Origin of the sequence: Nonomuraea sp. NPDC050022 (assembly GCF_044460705.1) — a bacterium.
Lineage (GTDB): Bacteria > Actinomycetota > Actinomycetes > Streptosporangiales > Streptosporangiaceae > Nonomuraea.
The window spans coordinates 977894-991791 of record NZ_JBITKE010000001.1; the positions used below are offsets into that span (position 1 = coordinate 977894).

General features: G+C 71.9%; 10 protein-coding genes. 5 read left to right on the forward strand and 5 right to left on the reverse strand.

Annotated elements, in window-relative coordinates; all coding sequences use genetic code 11:
- The first annotated feature begins 220 nt into the window (after positions 1 to 220).
- On the forward strand, positions 221 to 592 hold the full coding sequence (locus tag ACIBO2_RS04220) for a YciI family protein (protein WP_358536755.1): 372 nt from the start codon (positions 221 to 223) through the stop codon (positions 590 to 592).
- 43 nt (positions 593 to 635) lie between these two features.
- Positions 636 to 1862 (forward strand): RNA polymerase sigma factor, encoded by a 1227-nt coding sequence (locus ACIBO2_RS04225; protein WP_397295292.1) that lies wholly within the window; start codon positions 636 to 638, stop codon positions 1860 to 1862.
- A gap of 5 nt (positions 1863 to 1867) precedes the next feature.
- On the opposite strand, the gene ACIBO2_RS04230 is transcribed toward ACIBO2_RS04225, so the two are convergent.
- Complete coding sequence (locus ACIBO2_RS04230) at positions 1868 to 3385, reverse strand: MFS transporter (protein ID WP_397295294.1); 1518 nt, start codon at positions 3383 to 3385, stop codon at positions 1868 to 1870.
- A 59-nt stretch (positions 3386 to 3444) separates the two neighbouring features.
- Between ACIBO2_RS04230 and ACIBO2_RS04235 the strand changes: the two genes are divergently transcribed.
- On the forward strand, positions 3445 to 6750 hold the full coding sequence (locus ACIBO2_RS04235; RefSeq protein ID WP_397295296.1) for a BTAD domain-containing putative transcriptional regulator: 3306 nt from the start codon (positions 3445 to 3447) through the stop codon (positions 6748 to 6750).
- 111 nt (positions 6751 to 6861) lie between these two features.
- Here ACIBO2_RS04235 and ACIBO2_RS04240 read toward each other — a convergent pair whose 3' ends face one another.
- The 4 genes from ACIBO2_RS04240 to ACIBO2_RS04255 form a co-directional block, all read right to left on the reverse strand.
- Positions 6862 to 8040: a sensor histidine kinase gene (locus ACIBO2_RS04240; RefSeq protein WP_397295298.1), complete on the reverse strand. Its 1179-nt coding sequence runs from the start codon at positions 8038 to 8040 to the stop codon at positions 6862 to 6864.
- 91 nt (positions 8041 to 8131) lie between these two features.
- The gene (locus ACIBO2_RS04245) at positions 8132 to 9166 is read right to left on the reverse strand and encodes an alpha/beta hydrolase-fold protein (RefSeq protein WP_358536768.1); all 1035 of its coding nucleotides are present in this window, start codon (positions 9164 to 9166) and stop codon (positions 8132 to 8134) included.
- Between the two features lie 101 nt (positions 9167 to 9267).
- A complete protein-coding gene (locus tag ACIBO2_RS04250) occupies positions 9268 to 11076 on the reverse strand; it encodes a zinc ribbon domain-containing protein (protein ID WP_397295301.1) in 1809 nt (602 codons plus the stop codon).
- A gap of 61 nt (positions 11077 to 11137) precedes the next feature.
- Entirely contained in the window at positions 11138 to 11305 is a 168-nt protein-coding gene (locus ACIBO2_RS04255) for a hypothetical protein (RefSeq protein WP_397295303.1), read from the reverse strand.
- A 623-nt stretch (positions 11306 to 11928) separates the two neighbouring features.
- Here ACIBO2_RS04255 and ACIBO2_RS04260 point away from each other — a divergent pair.
- On the forward strand, positions 11929 to 12621 hold the full coding sequence (locus ACIBO2_RS04260; RefSeq protein WP_358536773.1) for a helix-turn-helix domain-containing protein: 693 nt from the start codon (positions 11929 to 11931) through the stop codon (positions 12619 to 12621).
- Between the two features lie 217 nt (positions 12622 to 12838).
- Positions 12839 to 13894, forward strand: a complete 1056-nt coding sequence (locus ACIBO2_RS04265) for a serine hydrolase domain-containing protein (protein ID WP_397295716.1) — start codon at positions 12839 to 12841, stop codon at positions 13892 to 13894.
- The last annotated feature ends 4 nt before the right edge of the window (positions 13895 to 13898 follow it).

Here is a 13898-nt window from a genome sequence, read left to right on the forward strand (position 1 = left end):
TTTGTCGCCTTCCAGAGCTGCGACGTTAAGCTTTCTGATCGGCATGGCGTCCGCGCGTCGGCCACCGCTCAGGGGCCGATCTGATGGGCGAAACGCGGGTTGGAGGGATCGGCGACGTCGCGGCGAGAGATTTCTCCGGGACCGTGTCGATCCGCGGGCAGCTCGTTCGACATGTGGGTGTGAGGGCCGAGAGGCGGCCCCGCCGGATGAGGAGAACGCGATGTCGAAGTACATGCTGATCATGCGGGGCACCGATGAGTCGAACGCGGCCATGATGGCCGACATCGACGAGATGATGGCCACGACCCGCCAGTTCATCGAGGAGATGGTCAAGGCCGGCGTTCTCCTCGCGGCGGAGGGGCTGGATGATCCGGCCCGGGGCGTCGTGGTCGACTTCAGCGGTGAGGCCCCGGTGGTCACGGACGGGCCTTACGGAGAGACCAAGGAACTGTTCGGGGGCTACTTCCTGCTCGATGTCGCCTCGAAGCAGGAGGCGATCGAGTGGGCCAAGCGGGTCCCGGCGGCCCCCGGGTCCAAGATCGAGGTCCGGCGGGTGGCCGGGAGCGACGAGGTCCCGCAGGTCGACCAGTGATCGTCAACGACTGGGCCGGGTGCGAGAGCAACGGCCAGATCTGATGGGTGCGGCTGATGTCGAGGCCGTCTGGCGGATCGAGTCGGCGCGGATCGTCGCCGCGCTGACCCGGTTCACCGGCGATTTCGGGCTGGCCGAGGACGCGGCCCAGGAGGCGGTGGCCGAGGCGCTGGTGTCGTGGCCGCTCGCCTCTCCGGCCAATCCGGTCGGCTGGCTGATGGCCACGGCCCGGCGGCGGGCGATCGACGCGATCCGCCGCCGGACCGCCCTGCAGGACCGATACGCCCTGCTGGCGGCCGACCTGGCGGCCGACTCGGTGGTTGACGACGACATCGATCCCGACAAGATCGATGACGACGTGCTGGCGCTGATGTTCGTCAGCTGTCACCCGGTGCTCTCCCCGGAGGCTCGGGTGGCGCTGACCCTGCGCGTGGTCGGCGGCCTGTCCAGCGAGGAGATCGCCCGCGCGTTCCTCGTACCCGTGCCGACCGTGCAGGCCCGTATCACCCGGGGCAAGAAGACGATCGCGGCGGCCGGGGTGCCGTTCGAGCTGCCGCCGGCCGCCGAGCGCCGGGAACGGCTGGGCGGCGTGCTCAGCGTCCTCTACGTGATCTTCACCGAGGGGTCGACGGCCACGTCGGGCGACCGGTTGTTGCGCCCCGACGTCGCCTACGAGGCGATCCGGCTGGCCCGCACGCTGGCCGCGCTGCAGCCGGACGAACCGGAGGTGCATGGCCTGCTGGCGCTGTGCGAGCTGACGGCCGCGCGTTTCCCGGCCCGGACCGGCCCGGACGGTTCACCGATCCTGCTGGAGGATCAGGATCGGCGGCTGTGGGACTTCTCGGCGATCCGCCGTGGGCTGGCCGCGCTGGCCAAGGCATCGACGCGCGGCCTCGGCCCCTACGGCCTGCAGGCCGCGATCGCCGCCACCCACGCGTCGGCGCCCTCGGTCGAGGCGACCGACTGGGACCGGATCGTGGTGCTCTACGAGGCACTCGGCCGGGTCGCGCCCTCGCCGGTGGTCGAACTCAACCGGGCCGTCGCCGTGGCCATGGCCTCAGGCCCGGCGCGAGCCCTGGCCATCGTGGACGAGCTGATCGCCTCGGACCGGCTCCCCGGCTCGCATTTGGTCCCGACCGTACGCGGCGAGCTGCTGGCCCGGCTCGGACGGCAACCGGAAGCACGCGCCGAACTGGAGCTGGCGGCCCGGCTGTGCGCCAACCAGCGCGAACGCTCAGTGCTGCTGCGCAAGGCGGCCGAGCTGGGCTGAGGGCGTCATGCGGCGGCGAGTACCTCCGACTTGTCCGCCCGCGCGGCGCGGTCGTGGTGGCGGAGCACGGCGATCGTGACGGCGGCGAGGACGAGGAAGACCACCACGCCGACCGCCGCGACCGCGTTCAGCCCGGTGGTGAAGGCGTCCCTGGCGACCTCCAGTACGCCGGGCAGATCCTTGGCGACCGTCACCGCCGCGGTGATGCTGTCACGGGCATCCTCCACCGGCAGCGTGTCCGGCAGCCGGCCACGGTAGACGGCGGTGCCGAGGCTGCCCAGCACGGCCACGCCCACGGCCACCCCGAACTCACCGGAGGTCTCGCCGAGCGCCGCCGCCGATCCGGCCTTCTCCACCGGGGCGGCCGTCATGATCAGGCCGTTGCCCGCGCCCATCGGCACCGCGATCCCGGCGGAGGCGAGGATCAGGCCGGCCACGACCAGCCACGTACCGCCGACGCTGGGCACCTGGGTGTGCGCGAACAGCCCCACGGCGCCGACCACCAGCCCGCCCGCCATCGCGTACGCCGTCCCGAACCGGCGGGCGAGGACCGGGGCGAGCGTCAGCGCGGCGATCATCACGATGTTCTGCGGCACCAGCCACAGCCCGGCGCTCAGGGGCGACAACCCGGCGACCGTCTGCAGGTACGTCGTGGACATCAGCGTGGTGCCCGCCATGACCACGCCGCCGAGCAGCATGATCCCGAGGGTGGCGGCGAACGCGCGGTTGCCGAACAGGCGCAGGTCGAGCAGCGGACTGGCCAGACGGCGCTGGCGGCGGACGAACACCACGCCGACGCCCACACCGATCATGAGCGCGGCGACGGCCGGCGGGTTGACGCCGTTCCTGGCGACGTCCTTGAGCCCGTAGATGAACGGCAGGATGGCGGTCAGCGACAGCGCGACGCTGGCCGGGTCGAGCCGCCCGGCGGCCGGGTCGCGATACTCGGGCAGCAGCGCCCGCCCGGTGGCCAGCAGCAGCACCATGAACGGCACGCCGAGCAGGAACGCCGAACCCCACCAGAAGTGCTCCAGCAGCAGGCCGCCGACCAGCGGGCCGAGCGCCATGCCGACCATGAAGCAGCTGAACCAGATCCCGATCGCGGCGCCCATCTGCTTCGGATCCCGGAACATGTTGCGCAGCAACGCCATCGACGACGGCATCAGGGTGGCCCCCGCGACGCCCAGCAGGGCCCGGGTGGCGATGAGCATCTCGGCGCTGACCGAGAAGGCGGCCAGCACGGACGCGGCGCCGAAGCAGGCGGCGCCGATCATCAGGAGCCGGCGGCGGCCGATCCTGTCGCCCAGTGTTCCCATCGTGACCAGGAACCCGGCCAGCATGAACGAATAGATGTCCAGGATCCACAGCTGCTGCGGCGCGCTCGCGCCCAGACCGGCGCTCAGCCGCGGCAGCGCCAGGTAGAGGACGCTCCCGTCAAGGGAGAGAAGCAGGGCCACCGAGGCCAGGACGCCCAGCCCGAGCCATTCCCGTCGTCCGGCGAGGTTGTTGATCGTGTTTCCCATGCCTTCACGGTGCTGGAGCGGCCTTCAGATCCACTTCTCGTCCGCTTAAGGTGGCCCTTATGCGCTTTGGGGTGCTCGGGCCGCTGGCCGTATGGACCGACCAGGGGGAGCCCGTCACGATCCCCGGGCTGAAGGTCCGCGCGCTACTCGCCGACCTGCTGGTGGAGGAGGGCCGGCCGGTGTCGACCGACCGGCTCGTGGACGACCTGTGGGCGGGCGAACCGCCGGCCAAGTCCGCGGGCGCGCTCCAGGTGCGGGTCTCGCAGCTGCGGCGCGCGCTGGAGGAGGCCGAGCCGGGCGGCAAGAACCTGATCGTCTCGCGCGCGCCCGGCTACCTGCTCAAGGCCGCCGAGGGTACGGTCGACGCGGCGCGGTTCGCCGACCTGCTGGCCCGCGCCGAGACGGCCGAGAGCCCGCGGACCAGGGCGGAGCTGCTGTCCGACGCGCTGGCGCTGTGGCGCGGCCCGGCGTTCGCCGACTTCGCCGACGAGGAGTACACCAGGTCCGCGATCCTCCGGCTGGAGGAGCAGCGGCTGTCCGCCCTGGAACAGCAGGCCGAGGCGCGGCTGGAGCTGGGCGAGCACGGCCTGCTCGTGGGCGAGCTCGGTGACCTGGTGGCCCGCAATCCGCTGAGGGAGCGGCTGCGGGCCGTACACATGCGGGCCCTGTACCGCGCGGGACGGCAGAGCGAGGCGCTGGCCAGCTACGCCGACCTGCGCGAGCGGCTGGCCGAGGAGCTCGGCCTCGACCCCGGGCCCGAGCTGGCCGCGCTGCACCAGGCCATACTCGGCCAGGACCCGGCGCTGAGCAGCCCGGCCGACCGGCCCGTCACGAACCTGCCCGCCTCGCTCAGCGACCTGATCGGCCGGGACGGAGCGCTGGCGGAGGTCCGTACCCTGCTGGAGAGCAACCGGCTCGTCACCCTGACCGGCAGCGGCGGTGTCGGCAAGACCCGGCTGGCGCTGGAGAGCGCCACCCGGCTCGCCGACGCGTACGCGGACGGCGCGTGGCTGGTCGAGCTGGCCCCCCTCGACCGGGGGACGCGCGCTCCGGACCTCGACGGGCGACCCTCGGACCTCGCCGTGCGGGCACCGATTGACGGGCGGGCGGTCGCGGAGAATGCGGCGGCGGCGCTCGACGTCCAGGCGGTGGCGGAGACCGTCGCGGCGGCGCTGGACATCCGGGAGGAGTCCGACGGGACGCCCCTGGTCGACCGGCTGGCCGACGCGCTTCGCTCCCGGAAACTCCTGCTCGTCCTCGACAACTGCGAGCACGTGATCGAGCGGGTCGCCGAGCTGACCGGCCGGTTGCTGCGGGCCGCTCCCGGGCTGCGCGTGCTGGCCACCAGCCGGGAACCGCTGGCGGTGGCCGGTGAGGTGCTGTGGAGCGTGCCGCCGTTGAACGTACCGGCCGGCGCCGACCCCGATGAGGTGGCGCGGTCCGAGGCGGCCCAGCTGTTCGTGGCGCGGGCCGCCGCCTCCGCCCGCGGCTTCACGCTCGACGAGGGCAACGCCGGGGCGGTCGCGCAGCTCTGCCGGCGGCTCGACGGCATCCCGCTGGCTCTGGAGCTGGCCGCGACGCGGGTACGCGCGCTCGGCGTGCACGGGGTGGTGGCCAGGCTCGATGACCGCTTCCGGCTGCTCGCCTCCGGGCAGCGCGGCGCGCCGCCGCGTCAGCAGACACTGATGGCGGTGATCGACTGGAGCTGGCAGCTGCTCACGGAGCCCGAACGCGCCGTCCTGCGCCGCCTGGCCGTCCACGCCGACGGCTGCACGCTGGAGGCCGCGGAGGAGACCTGCGCGGAGGACGGGCTCGACGTGCTCGACCTGCTCGCGCGGCTGGTCGACCGCTCGCTGGTGGTCGTGGCCGACGGTACGGGGGGCATGCGGTACCGGCTGCTGGAGTCGGTGGCCGAATACTGCCTGGAGCGGCTGGCCGAGGCGGGTGAGCTGGATCGGGTACGGCAGGCGCACTCGGCCTACTACACGGCGCTGGCCGTACAGGCTGAGCCGTTTCTCTACGGGCACGCCCAGCGGGAGTGGCTGCTGCGGCTGGACGCGGAGGCCGCGAACATGCGGGCGGCGCTCGACGCGGCCGCGGCGGCGGGGGACGCGGCCGGTGCGCTGACGCTGGTGAACGCGCTGGCCTGGTACTGGGTGCTGCGCGGCCGGCTGGCCGAGGGGCGCCGGTCCCTGGAGTCAGCCCTGGCCATCGGGGACGGCGGCGCTGTTCCTGAGGTGGGGGCTGTTGGTGACGGTGGCGCTGTTCAGGACTTCGGTGTGTCGAGCTCGGCTCGGGCCAGGGCGGGGGCGTGGCGGGCCGGGTTCGCCGTCATGCGGGGGGAGGACATCGACTGGCGGTCCGCCGTGGATCGGGTGGCGGATCCGGGCGTACGGGCCAGGGCCGAGTGGTTTATCGGCTCGTCGGCGCTCGACATGGTGACCGGGCAGGAGCTGGTGACGAGCGCGCTGGCGACGTTCCGGGCCATGGGCGATGAGTGGGGGATCGCCGCGGCCCTGAGCTGCCGGGCGCGGGACGCCTTCACGCGACGGGACTTCGTGGCCCTCGAACGCGACGGTGAGGAGAGCGCCCGGCTGTTCCGGCAGCTCGGCGACCGGTGGGGAGTGCTCCAGGCCACGGAGTGGCTCGGCGGGCTGGCCGAGATGGGGGGCGACGCGGAACGGGCCAGGCGGCTGTTCGCCGACGGGCTGCGGATGGCGGAGGACCTCGGGCTCTGGCCGGAGGTGGCCGGGCGCACCGCGTGGCTGGGCTGGATGGAGCTGGGGGCGGGCGAGTTCGAGCGGGCCATGGAGCTGTGCGGGCGGGCCCTGCACATCGCCTCCGGGCAGGGCCATCAAGAGACCACGATCATGGCCGAGATGGGGCTCGCCTATGCCGAGCGCCGGGCCGGCCACCTCGACCTGGCGGAGCAGCGCCTGAACCACCTGCTCGAAGGGATCGCCAGGGGTCCCGGCGTCGAGCCCGCCCTGCACCTGCCGGACACACTCGTCGAGCTCGGCTTCCTCATCGAGCGGCGCGGCGACGTCGCGACCGCCAGGGACCTGCACCTGGAGGCGCTCACGGCGGCGCAGCGCATCGGCGACCCGCGCTCGGCGACGTGGGCCGTGGAGGGCCTGGCCTCCGCCGTGGCCGCCGGGGGCGGCCACGAACGGGCCGCCCGGTTGCTGGGGCTGGCGGCGGGCGTCCGCGAGCACAACCAGACGCCCGCCGCGCCGTCGGAGGCGGCCGAGATCACGCGGGTCACCGAGGCGGTCGTGGAGGCGTTGGGGGAGGCGGCGTTCGGCATCGCGTACGAGCAGGGCGGCAGGCTGAAACTCGAGGACGCGGCCGACCGGAGCCCGTAAGGCCATCAAGAGCCGGTGAAAGCCATCAGGCCCAGCACCAGGAGCCTGCGAAGCCGTCGAGCCCAGCGCCCGGAGCCTGCGAAGCCATCAAGCCCAGCGCCCGGATCGCGCTCAGCGCAGGCCCATCGGGATCCGGGCCCGAACCGTGAACCCGCCGCCGGACCGTACCCCGGCGCTCAGCTCACCACCGACCACACTGACGCGCTCCCGTAACCCGACCAGCCCCCGCCCGCCACCACGCCCCAGTCCGGGACGGCTGGGTCCGTCCGTGGTGATCTCCACCTCCATCCACTCCTCGCCATGGCGCACATGGACCAGCGTGCGTTCGCCCGCGGCGTGCTTCACCGCGTTGGTGAGCGCCTCCTGGACGACCCGGTAGGCGGCCACCTCCGCGGCCTTCTCCATAGCGCCCGGCTGTCCGTCCTCGACCAGTTCCACCGGCTGCCCGGCGCCCCGGGTCCGCGCCACCAGATCGGGCAGCCGGCTCACTGACGGCTCGCGGCCTTCTCCGTCCGCGTCCGGCGTACCGTCCAGCGCGCCGAGCAGGTAGCGCAGGTCGGTCAGCGCGTGGCGGCCCGTCTCGCTGATCGCCTCCAGGCCGGTCGTGACCCGCTCGGGCTGCCCGGCCAGGAACTGCGCCGCGTCGGCCTGGACCACCATCGCCGTCACGTGGTGGGTGACCACGTCGTGCAGCTCCCGCGCGATCCGCGCGCGCTCCGCCGCGACGACCGCCGCCTCGGCCAGCCGTACCCGCTCCGCCTCTGCGGCGCTCCGCTCCCGTACGACGACACCAGTGGCCCAGCACGCCACCAGGAACAGCAGGAAGGTCGTGTAGTCCAGCGGACGTTCCGGCGACCCCAACTCGTGCAGGGCGACAGCGAGCCCCACGTACGCCACCACCGCGACCACGGCCACGGTGAACGACCGACGCCGCAGGTGGGCGCCCACGCTGTACAACGCGACGATCAGCCCGAGCGCCGCGAACGCCGTGGGATAGCGCAGCAGCTGAAACGCCATGAACGCCCCGCCGACCACCGCCAGACACCCGGCGGGCCACCGCCGCCGCATGACCAACGGCAGGCTCTGCGCCAGAATCAGCAGCACTCCCACCGCGTCCAGCGGCAGGTCCGGCAGGTCCGCCAGATCGACGCCCTGATGAGCGATCCCGGGCACGAACGACAACCCGGCCAACGTCCCCGCCAGCACGACATCCGCCAGCACGACATCCGTCCGTCGACTCCACGGCGCCGCCATCGCCATCAGCCGGAAAGAGGCCGCCAGTCGAGACACGCCCGCCAGCCTAACGGGACCCCGTCCGGCCTGACGCTGTCGCCGACCTCAGGGCGAGAGGCGGGGACCTCAAGACGGGAGGCAGGGGGCCTCAGGGCGAGAGGCGGCGGCTCAGCCAGGCCAGGGCGAGCGGGTAGCGATACTCGATGGCGCCGTGCCCGGCGTCGAAGAGCTCGAAGTAGATCCGCTCATCGGGCACTCCCGCCACCTCCAGCGCCCGCCGGAACGCGGTGGCGCCGAAGTCCAGGAAGTACTCGTCCTTGTTGCCCGCATCCACCCAGATCGCCCGCATCGACCGCAGCGCCTCGGCGTACTCGGGCCGCGCCGCCATGAGCACCGGGTCGCGGGCCAGCCAGCGCTCCCACACCTCGGGTATGACGGCGCCCGTGTCGTCGAACGGCAGGCGGACCGTGCCGTCCTCGTCGGCCGAGTACGCCGCCGCGTAGGCGTACATCTCCAGCAGTTCGAGGTCGCTGTCCCTGGTCCCGGCGATTCTGCTCCGGAAGTCGGACAGGAACTTGTCGTACGAACCGCCGTACATGTCGCGTAGCTGCCGCGCGACGACCGGCAGCCCGGACCGGAAACTGACCTCGAACAGCGCGTCGCCCGCATGAGTGGCCAGCGCCCCGAACACGTCCGGCCGCAGCATGGCGGTGACCATCGCCCCGCCGCCCCCACTGGACTTGCCGGTGACCGCGCGGTGGTCGCGGCCGGCCAGCGTACGGTAGTGGGCGTCCACCCACGGTACGACCTCGTCGCACAGGTAGGAGTGGTAGCGGCCGGTGGCGGGCGAGTCGAGAAACTGGCTGCCGCCCAGCGAGGTCCACGCGTCGACGTAGACGACGATCGCGGGCGGCACGTCACCGGCCGAGAACACGCCGTCGGCCAGCTCCGGGTACGTCCGCCGGAACGGCGTCCGGTTGAACCACATGGCGACATGCGCGGTATAGCCCTGCAGCACATAGATGGTCGGATAACGCCGCTCGGGGTGATCGTCGTACCCCGGGGGGACGTACACGTACAGGGGCCGCTCATGCGGATCCCCAAGGGGGTTGCCGCGCAGCAGCACGCTGTCGATGACGTTGTGGTCGAGGCGACCGGCCAGCTCGTCGGACCAGGGCAGCATGGGCTTCCTCTCGTTGGCCGGTGTCAGCCGGCCGAGATGTCGATCCCCGATGGGCACTTGGAGATCAGCGTCTTGAATTCCCTGTTAGTTCCCTGAAGGGATCAGGCAACTCGGACAGGCGTAGCCTGCTTTGGGCCGCTCCCGTGCTTGGCAAGCGTGAGCACGGGGGTGGCTTTGGCGTGGTGGAAGCCGGTCCGATGGTGGGAGTTCCTGACATGCCCTGTCCGGTACGGCTGGTGCCGTCCCGGCTTGGGTGCATGGCCCGCCGGACGCTGTCCACCGCTGGTGGGCGGTGGGGCGGGCACCGTGCGCCGGTCGGGCACACGGCTGGAGGTCATTGCTTGGTCGGCCGGGTTGTTCGCTGAGTGGCCGGCCGAGGTGTCGTTCAGGTTGTTGATCGGGTTGTTGAGGGTGCGGGTGGGTCGTTTCGGGGTGGGGCGGTTCTTGGCTCTGTCGCGTGCCGCTGGGCGGGGGTGCAGGTCTGCTCGGGTGCGGCGGGCGCGCCGGGCCGCACGGGTGGGCCTGCGGGTGCGGCGGGCGCGGGCGACGTTGCCCTCCACGACGGCGTGGATGGTGCGCACGCCGGTGGAGCGGTGGGTGCGGGTGGCGTTTTGGCCGAGCAGGCCGCGTGCGAGGATCCGCTCGGCCGCTGCCCAGTCCCGGTCACCCGACAGGCCACAGGCCGGGCAGGAGGCCCACCTCCATCCCCGCTCACCGACCCGATCCGGAGCAGGGCCATGCGTGAGCACCGACGTGCCGGCTCCGCAGCGGGGGCAGTATCGGGAGGTGCCACGCGCCGGGACGGTGACCACCGCGATGGAGTGTCTGGCCGCCAGGTGCCGGATCGCCTCGACGATCTTCCCGCGCATCTGCCCCGACAGCCGCGCGTTCACGCTCCCCCGGCGCCCGCGCGCCTCCAGGGTCGCCAGGTCCTCCAGGTAGATGATCGTCGCCCCGGCGCTCACGGCGTGGTCGACCGCCCAGCGTGCCGCCGACCAGGCCAGCGCCTTGTTCAGGTTCCGGATGCGGGCGCACAACCGCTCATGCTCAACCCCGATGCGCTGCCAGGCCGTACGCAACGCGGCGTAGCGGGAATCGGCGGGCGTGATGCCCGCCAGAAGCCTTTCCAGGTGCCGGTGTTTGGCGGCCAGGTGCTCACGCTCGGCCCGCAACCGGTGCAACTTGGCCGACACACCGCTCGCGTCGTAGGTGAACGGCCGCCCATCACTGATCACCCGGCCATCAACCAACTGCCCTGTCACGCCGGCCAGCAGAGTGTTCAGGCCCCAGTCAAAGCCGTACCCGACCGTATGGCCGGCAGCGGGGGCGAAACCGATCGGGATCCGGAACGGCAGGTCAACGCGCACCCGACCCTTGCTCACTCGCGCAGTGGGCGTCAACAACGTCGCCTCCGGCGTGACGGTCGGCGGCAACGCGACCGGCAGCACATGCCACGCCCAGTCCCTGCCGGAGGCGGGAAACTCGACCAGCGGAAGCCGCACCCGCAGTCGGGCGCTACGACTGCCAGAACGCTCCAAGGTCACCAACTGCCGGTCGGCCGCCGCCAAGACCACCTGCGCCGCAACGTCCGGCGGCCCCTCCAACTCGATCAGATCAGCCGGGAACGCGCCATACTCGTCGTGATAAGCGCGAACCTGCCGGGTCCGGTTCCGGATGTCCGCTGCCGTCACCCCGTCCGGCAGCAGCGCGCGCAGCGCGTCCCATTCCGCGCCGGTGCGCGCACCCGTAGCCTGCGGCCAGGTCGCCACGATCGCCGCCACCAGCCGGCGCCGGTACAGCGCCAGCCGCAAGGCACGGGCGGCCTGCTCTTGGGCGCACCGCAGCACCCGATCGCACACATGTACGCCCGAGGGCGGACCCACGCCCCAGCCCAGCCGACGCAGGGCCATCCAGCCCTTCGACGGCAACACCCGCCCATCCGGCCCCACCCCGGACGCCAAAGCGTCCAGATCAACCGGATTCCACCCGGGCGGCCACCAGGCGGGCGGTCAGGTCGCTGGCCAGAGCGGCCAGCCAGGCCACCCGCCGCGCCACAAGCGGCTGAGGAACGACCTCACCACTCGCCTCCACCACCGCCGCATAGGCGGTGCACGAGGCAGTAGCGGTCAGTTCACTCATGCATCGCTCCGTCTCGGGGCAGGCGGAAGGCAAGACGGGCGGAAGGCGGGGTGGGCGGACGGTGACGCCCGCGCTCGGATCGGCCGCCCAGTGAGCACTGCCCGACAGTCGGCGACCACGTGCGGGCGAGGGCGCCGGCCGGGCGGCGGTCGCGACAACGGCCGGGTGGCGGTCGTGGCAACGGCCGCACCGCATGGTCGGCGCGGCCCGATCGCAGGAGAGCTGGTATGCCCCCATGTCTGTCTGCACCCCCGCCCCCCGGAACACAACATCACGATCGGCAACCGAAAGATTACCATCGGTTGGCCCTGGCGGATAGAACAAGTGAACGACAACACTCCGATCTGCCCGCCCGCCAGGCCAGAACCAGCCGCAGCCATCGCATCGCAAGCCTGCAGACTCAGCAACACCGCAGACAACCGAGCCGACGAGAACCCCGCCAACCCACGACGCGCCCTGCGAACCGATCATCGGCCCGGCCGCCGCCGACCAAGAGGAAACCTCGACAGATCATGGCGGATGTTCAGGTTTCCTAGCGAATATGCGCAGCGGTTCATACCCTGCCACCTCCGCTTTGCCGTTGCGCGGACGTCCGGGGCGCCGGGGGTCGCTAGGCTTCCTCCGTGGACAGCGCAGAACTGAAGGACCGGGTACGCGAGCTGCGAGCCGAAGGCAGGTCTCCCAAGGAGATCGCCCGCACGCTGGGGGTTTCGCCGTCGGTGGTGGCCCCGCTCGTCCGGGCCGTGGCGGCCGAGGGCAGCGCGGCGGCGGGGGAGCCCGAGGTGGCCGGCTGCTGGATCAACGTCGGCTGGAGCAACGGCCTGACCGTCGACCCCGCCCGAGGCTGGATCGACGAGAAGCCGGATGCCGACGGGCTGGACGGCAAGGTGTGCGTGCTGGTGGCCCGGCGGCACAAGTGGGACCGGATGACGGTCTGCGGCTACCTCGCCGACGTCTACTGCACGGGCGTCAAGGACCTGATCGGGCCGGACGTCATTGACGGCCGGCAGCTCAGCAGGTTCCGCGAGTACTTCTTCAGCGACTACGCGGGCTGGCAGGAGGCGCCGATCGAGCTGGCTCAGCATCTCGTCTTCGGTTCGGTCGACTATGCCCGCACGCTGGGCCTGGAGCCGTTCGTGACCTTCGACTCGGCCTCCCACGTCCTGGGCACCTGGGAGGGTGGCCCGTCGGCGATCACTTTCGGCCGCGACGGAAGGCCGTTCTACGTCCCGGGCGAGAATGACGAGGCCGGCAAGATCGTCAGAATCTTGGAGCGCGAAGTAGGCCCGACGGGCTTCGACTCTTCCGTTGGATGATCCGGTGGTCTGGAGAGCCGACCCGGCGTGCTGACTCCGGCCTCGCCCAGCCGTAGCCGAACAGCCGCAGTTTGAAAGCTCCCTCCCTCGTGGAGGGGGCTTTCTTCTGTCTAGCTGTCCTCGATATACCCTCCATGGGTATATTTGGGAGAAAACTCGTACAGGGGTGAGCGAAGCGGTGTCGGTCGAAGGGTTCGTTGCGGACGGGTACGAAAGGGTGCGCGAGGTCTTCCAGGACTTGGTGCGCGATGGCCGGGAGACAGGAGCCGGAGTGTCGGTCTGGCGGGACGGTCGCGAGGTCGTCCGGCTGAGCGGGGGCTGGGCCGACGCTGTTCAGGGCCGTCCATGGCGGGCCGACACCCTGGTGCAGCCGTACTCCCTGTCGAAGTCGTTCGTGACGCTCGCCGCCCTGGTGGCGGTGCGTGACGGCGCGTTGGCCCTGGACGAGCCGGTATCCCGGTATTGGCCGGAGTGCGGGGTCAGCGGTAAGGAGCGCACCACGTTGCGTCAGGTGCTCACGCACCGGTCGGGGCAGCCGCGGTTCCCGGCCGAAGCCGCGGGCCTGGACCTGCTGGACGACGCCGGGCTGCGGGACAGCCTGGCGAGGGCGGCGCCGGAGTACGTCCCCGGGACGTCGCTTGGCGAGCATGCGCTGACCTACGGACATCTCGTGGACGGCATCCTGCGCGCCGGCGCCGGGACCACGCTGGGGGAGGTGTTCAACGAGAGGGTGCGGCCCGCGTTGGGGCTGGACGCCTGGTTCGGGGTGCCGGATGACGCGCTGGAGCGCGTCGCCGACCTGGAGTACGCCGACCCGGAATGGCCCCGCCAGTTGCACGCGGCGCCGTGGCTGCGGATCCCCGACGGGACCCTGGACGTCGAGCGGGCGAACTCGCGACCGTGGCGGCAGGCGGTATTCGGCGCCGTCAACCTGCACACCACGGCGACCGCCATGGCCAGGTTCTTCTCCGAGCTGACCAGCGCGGACGGCCCCGTACGCACGCTGCTCGGACCGCGGTTGCACGCCGACCTGCTGGCTTCCCAGGTCACCGACTTCGATGAGGTCTTCGGCACCAGGATCACCTGGACATTGGGCTTCGTACGAGACCGCGGCAAGATCGCCAAGGGTGGGATCGGTGGTTCGGCCGCGTGGTGGTCGCTCAAGCACGGGCACGGCTGTGCCTACCTGACGCGCCGGCTGGACGATCATTCCCGCGCCGCCGCGATCGCCGCGGCGCTGGACGACGACCTGACCGTGGTAGGCGAGGACTGACCTT

What these genes read in the sequence shown, in the direction of transcription:
- ACIBO2_RS04220 (WP_358536755.1), top strand. Translation starts at nt 221, where the DNA reads ATGTCGAAGTACATGCTGATCATGCGGGGCACCGATGAGTCGAACGCG.
- ACIBO2_RS04225 (WP_397295292.1), top strand. Translation starts at nt 636, where the DNA reads ATGGGTGCGGCTGATGTCGAGGCCGTCTGGCGGATCGAGTCGGCGCGG.
- ACIBO2_RS04230 (WP_397295294.1), bottom strand. Translation starts at nt 3,385, where the DNA reads ATGGGAAACACGATCAACAACCTCGCCGGACGACGGGAATGGCTCGGG.
- ACIBO2_RS04235 (WP_397295296.1), top strand. Translation starts at nt 3,445, where the DNA reads ATGCGCTTTGGGGTGCTCGGGCCGCTGGCCGTATGGACCGACCAGGGG.
- ACIBO2_RS04245 (WP_358536768.1), bottom strand. Translation starts at nt 9,166, where the DNA reads ATGCTGCCCTGGTCCGACGAGCTGGCCGGTCGCCTCGACCACAACGTC.
- ACIBO2_RS04250 (WP_397295301.1), bottom strand. Translation starts at nt 11,076, where the DNA reads ATGGCCCTGCGTCGGCTGGGCTGGGGCGTGGGTCCGCCCTCGGGCGTA.
- ACIBO2_RS04255 (WP_397295303.1), bottom strand. Translation starts at nt 11,305, where the DNA reads ATGAGTGAACTGACCGCTACTGCCTCGTGCACCGCCTATGCGGCGGTG.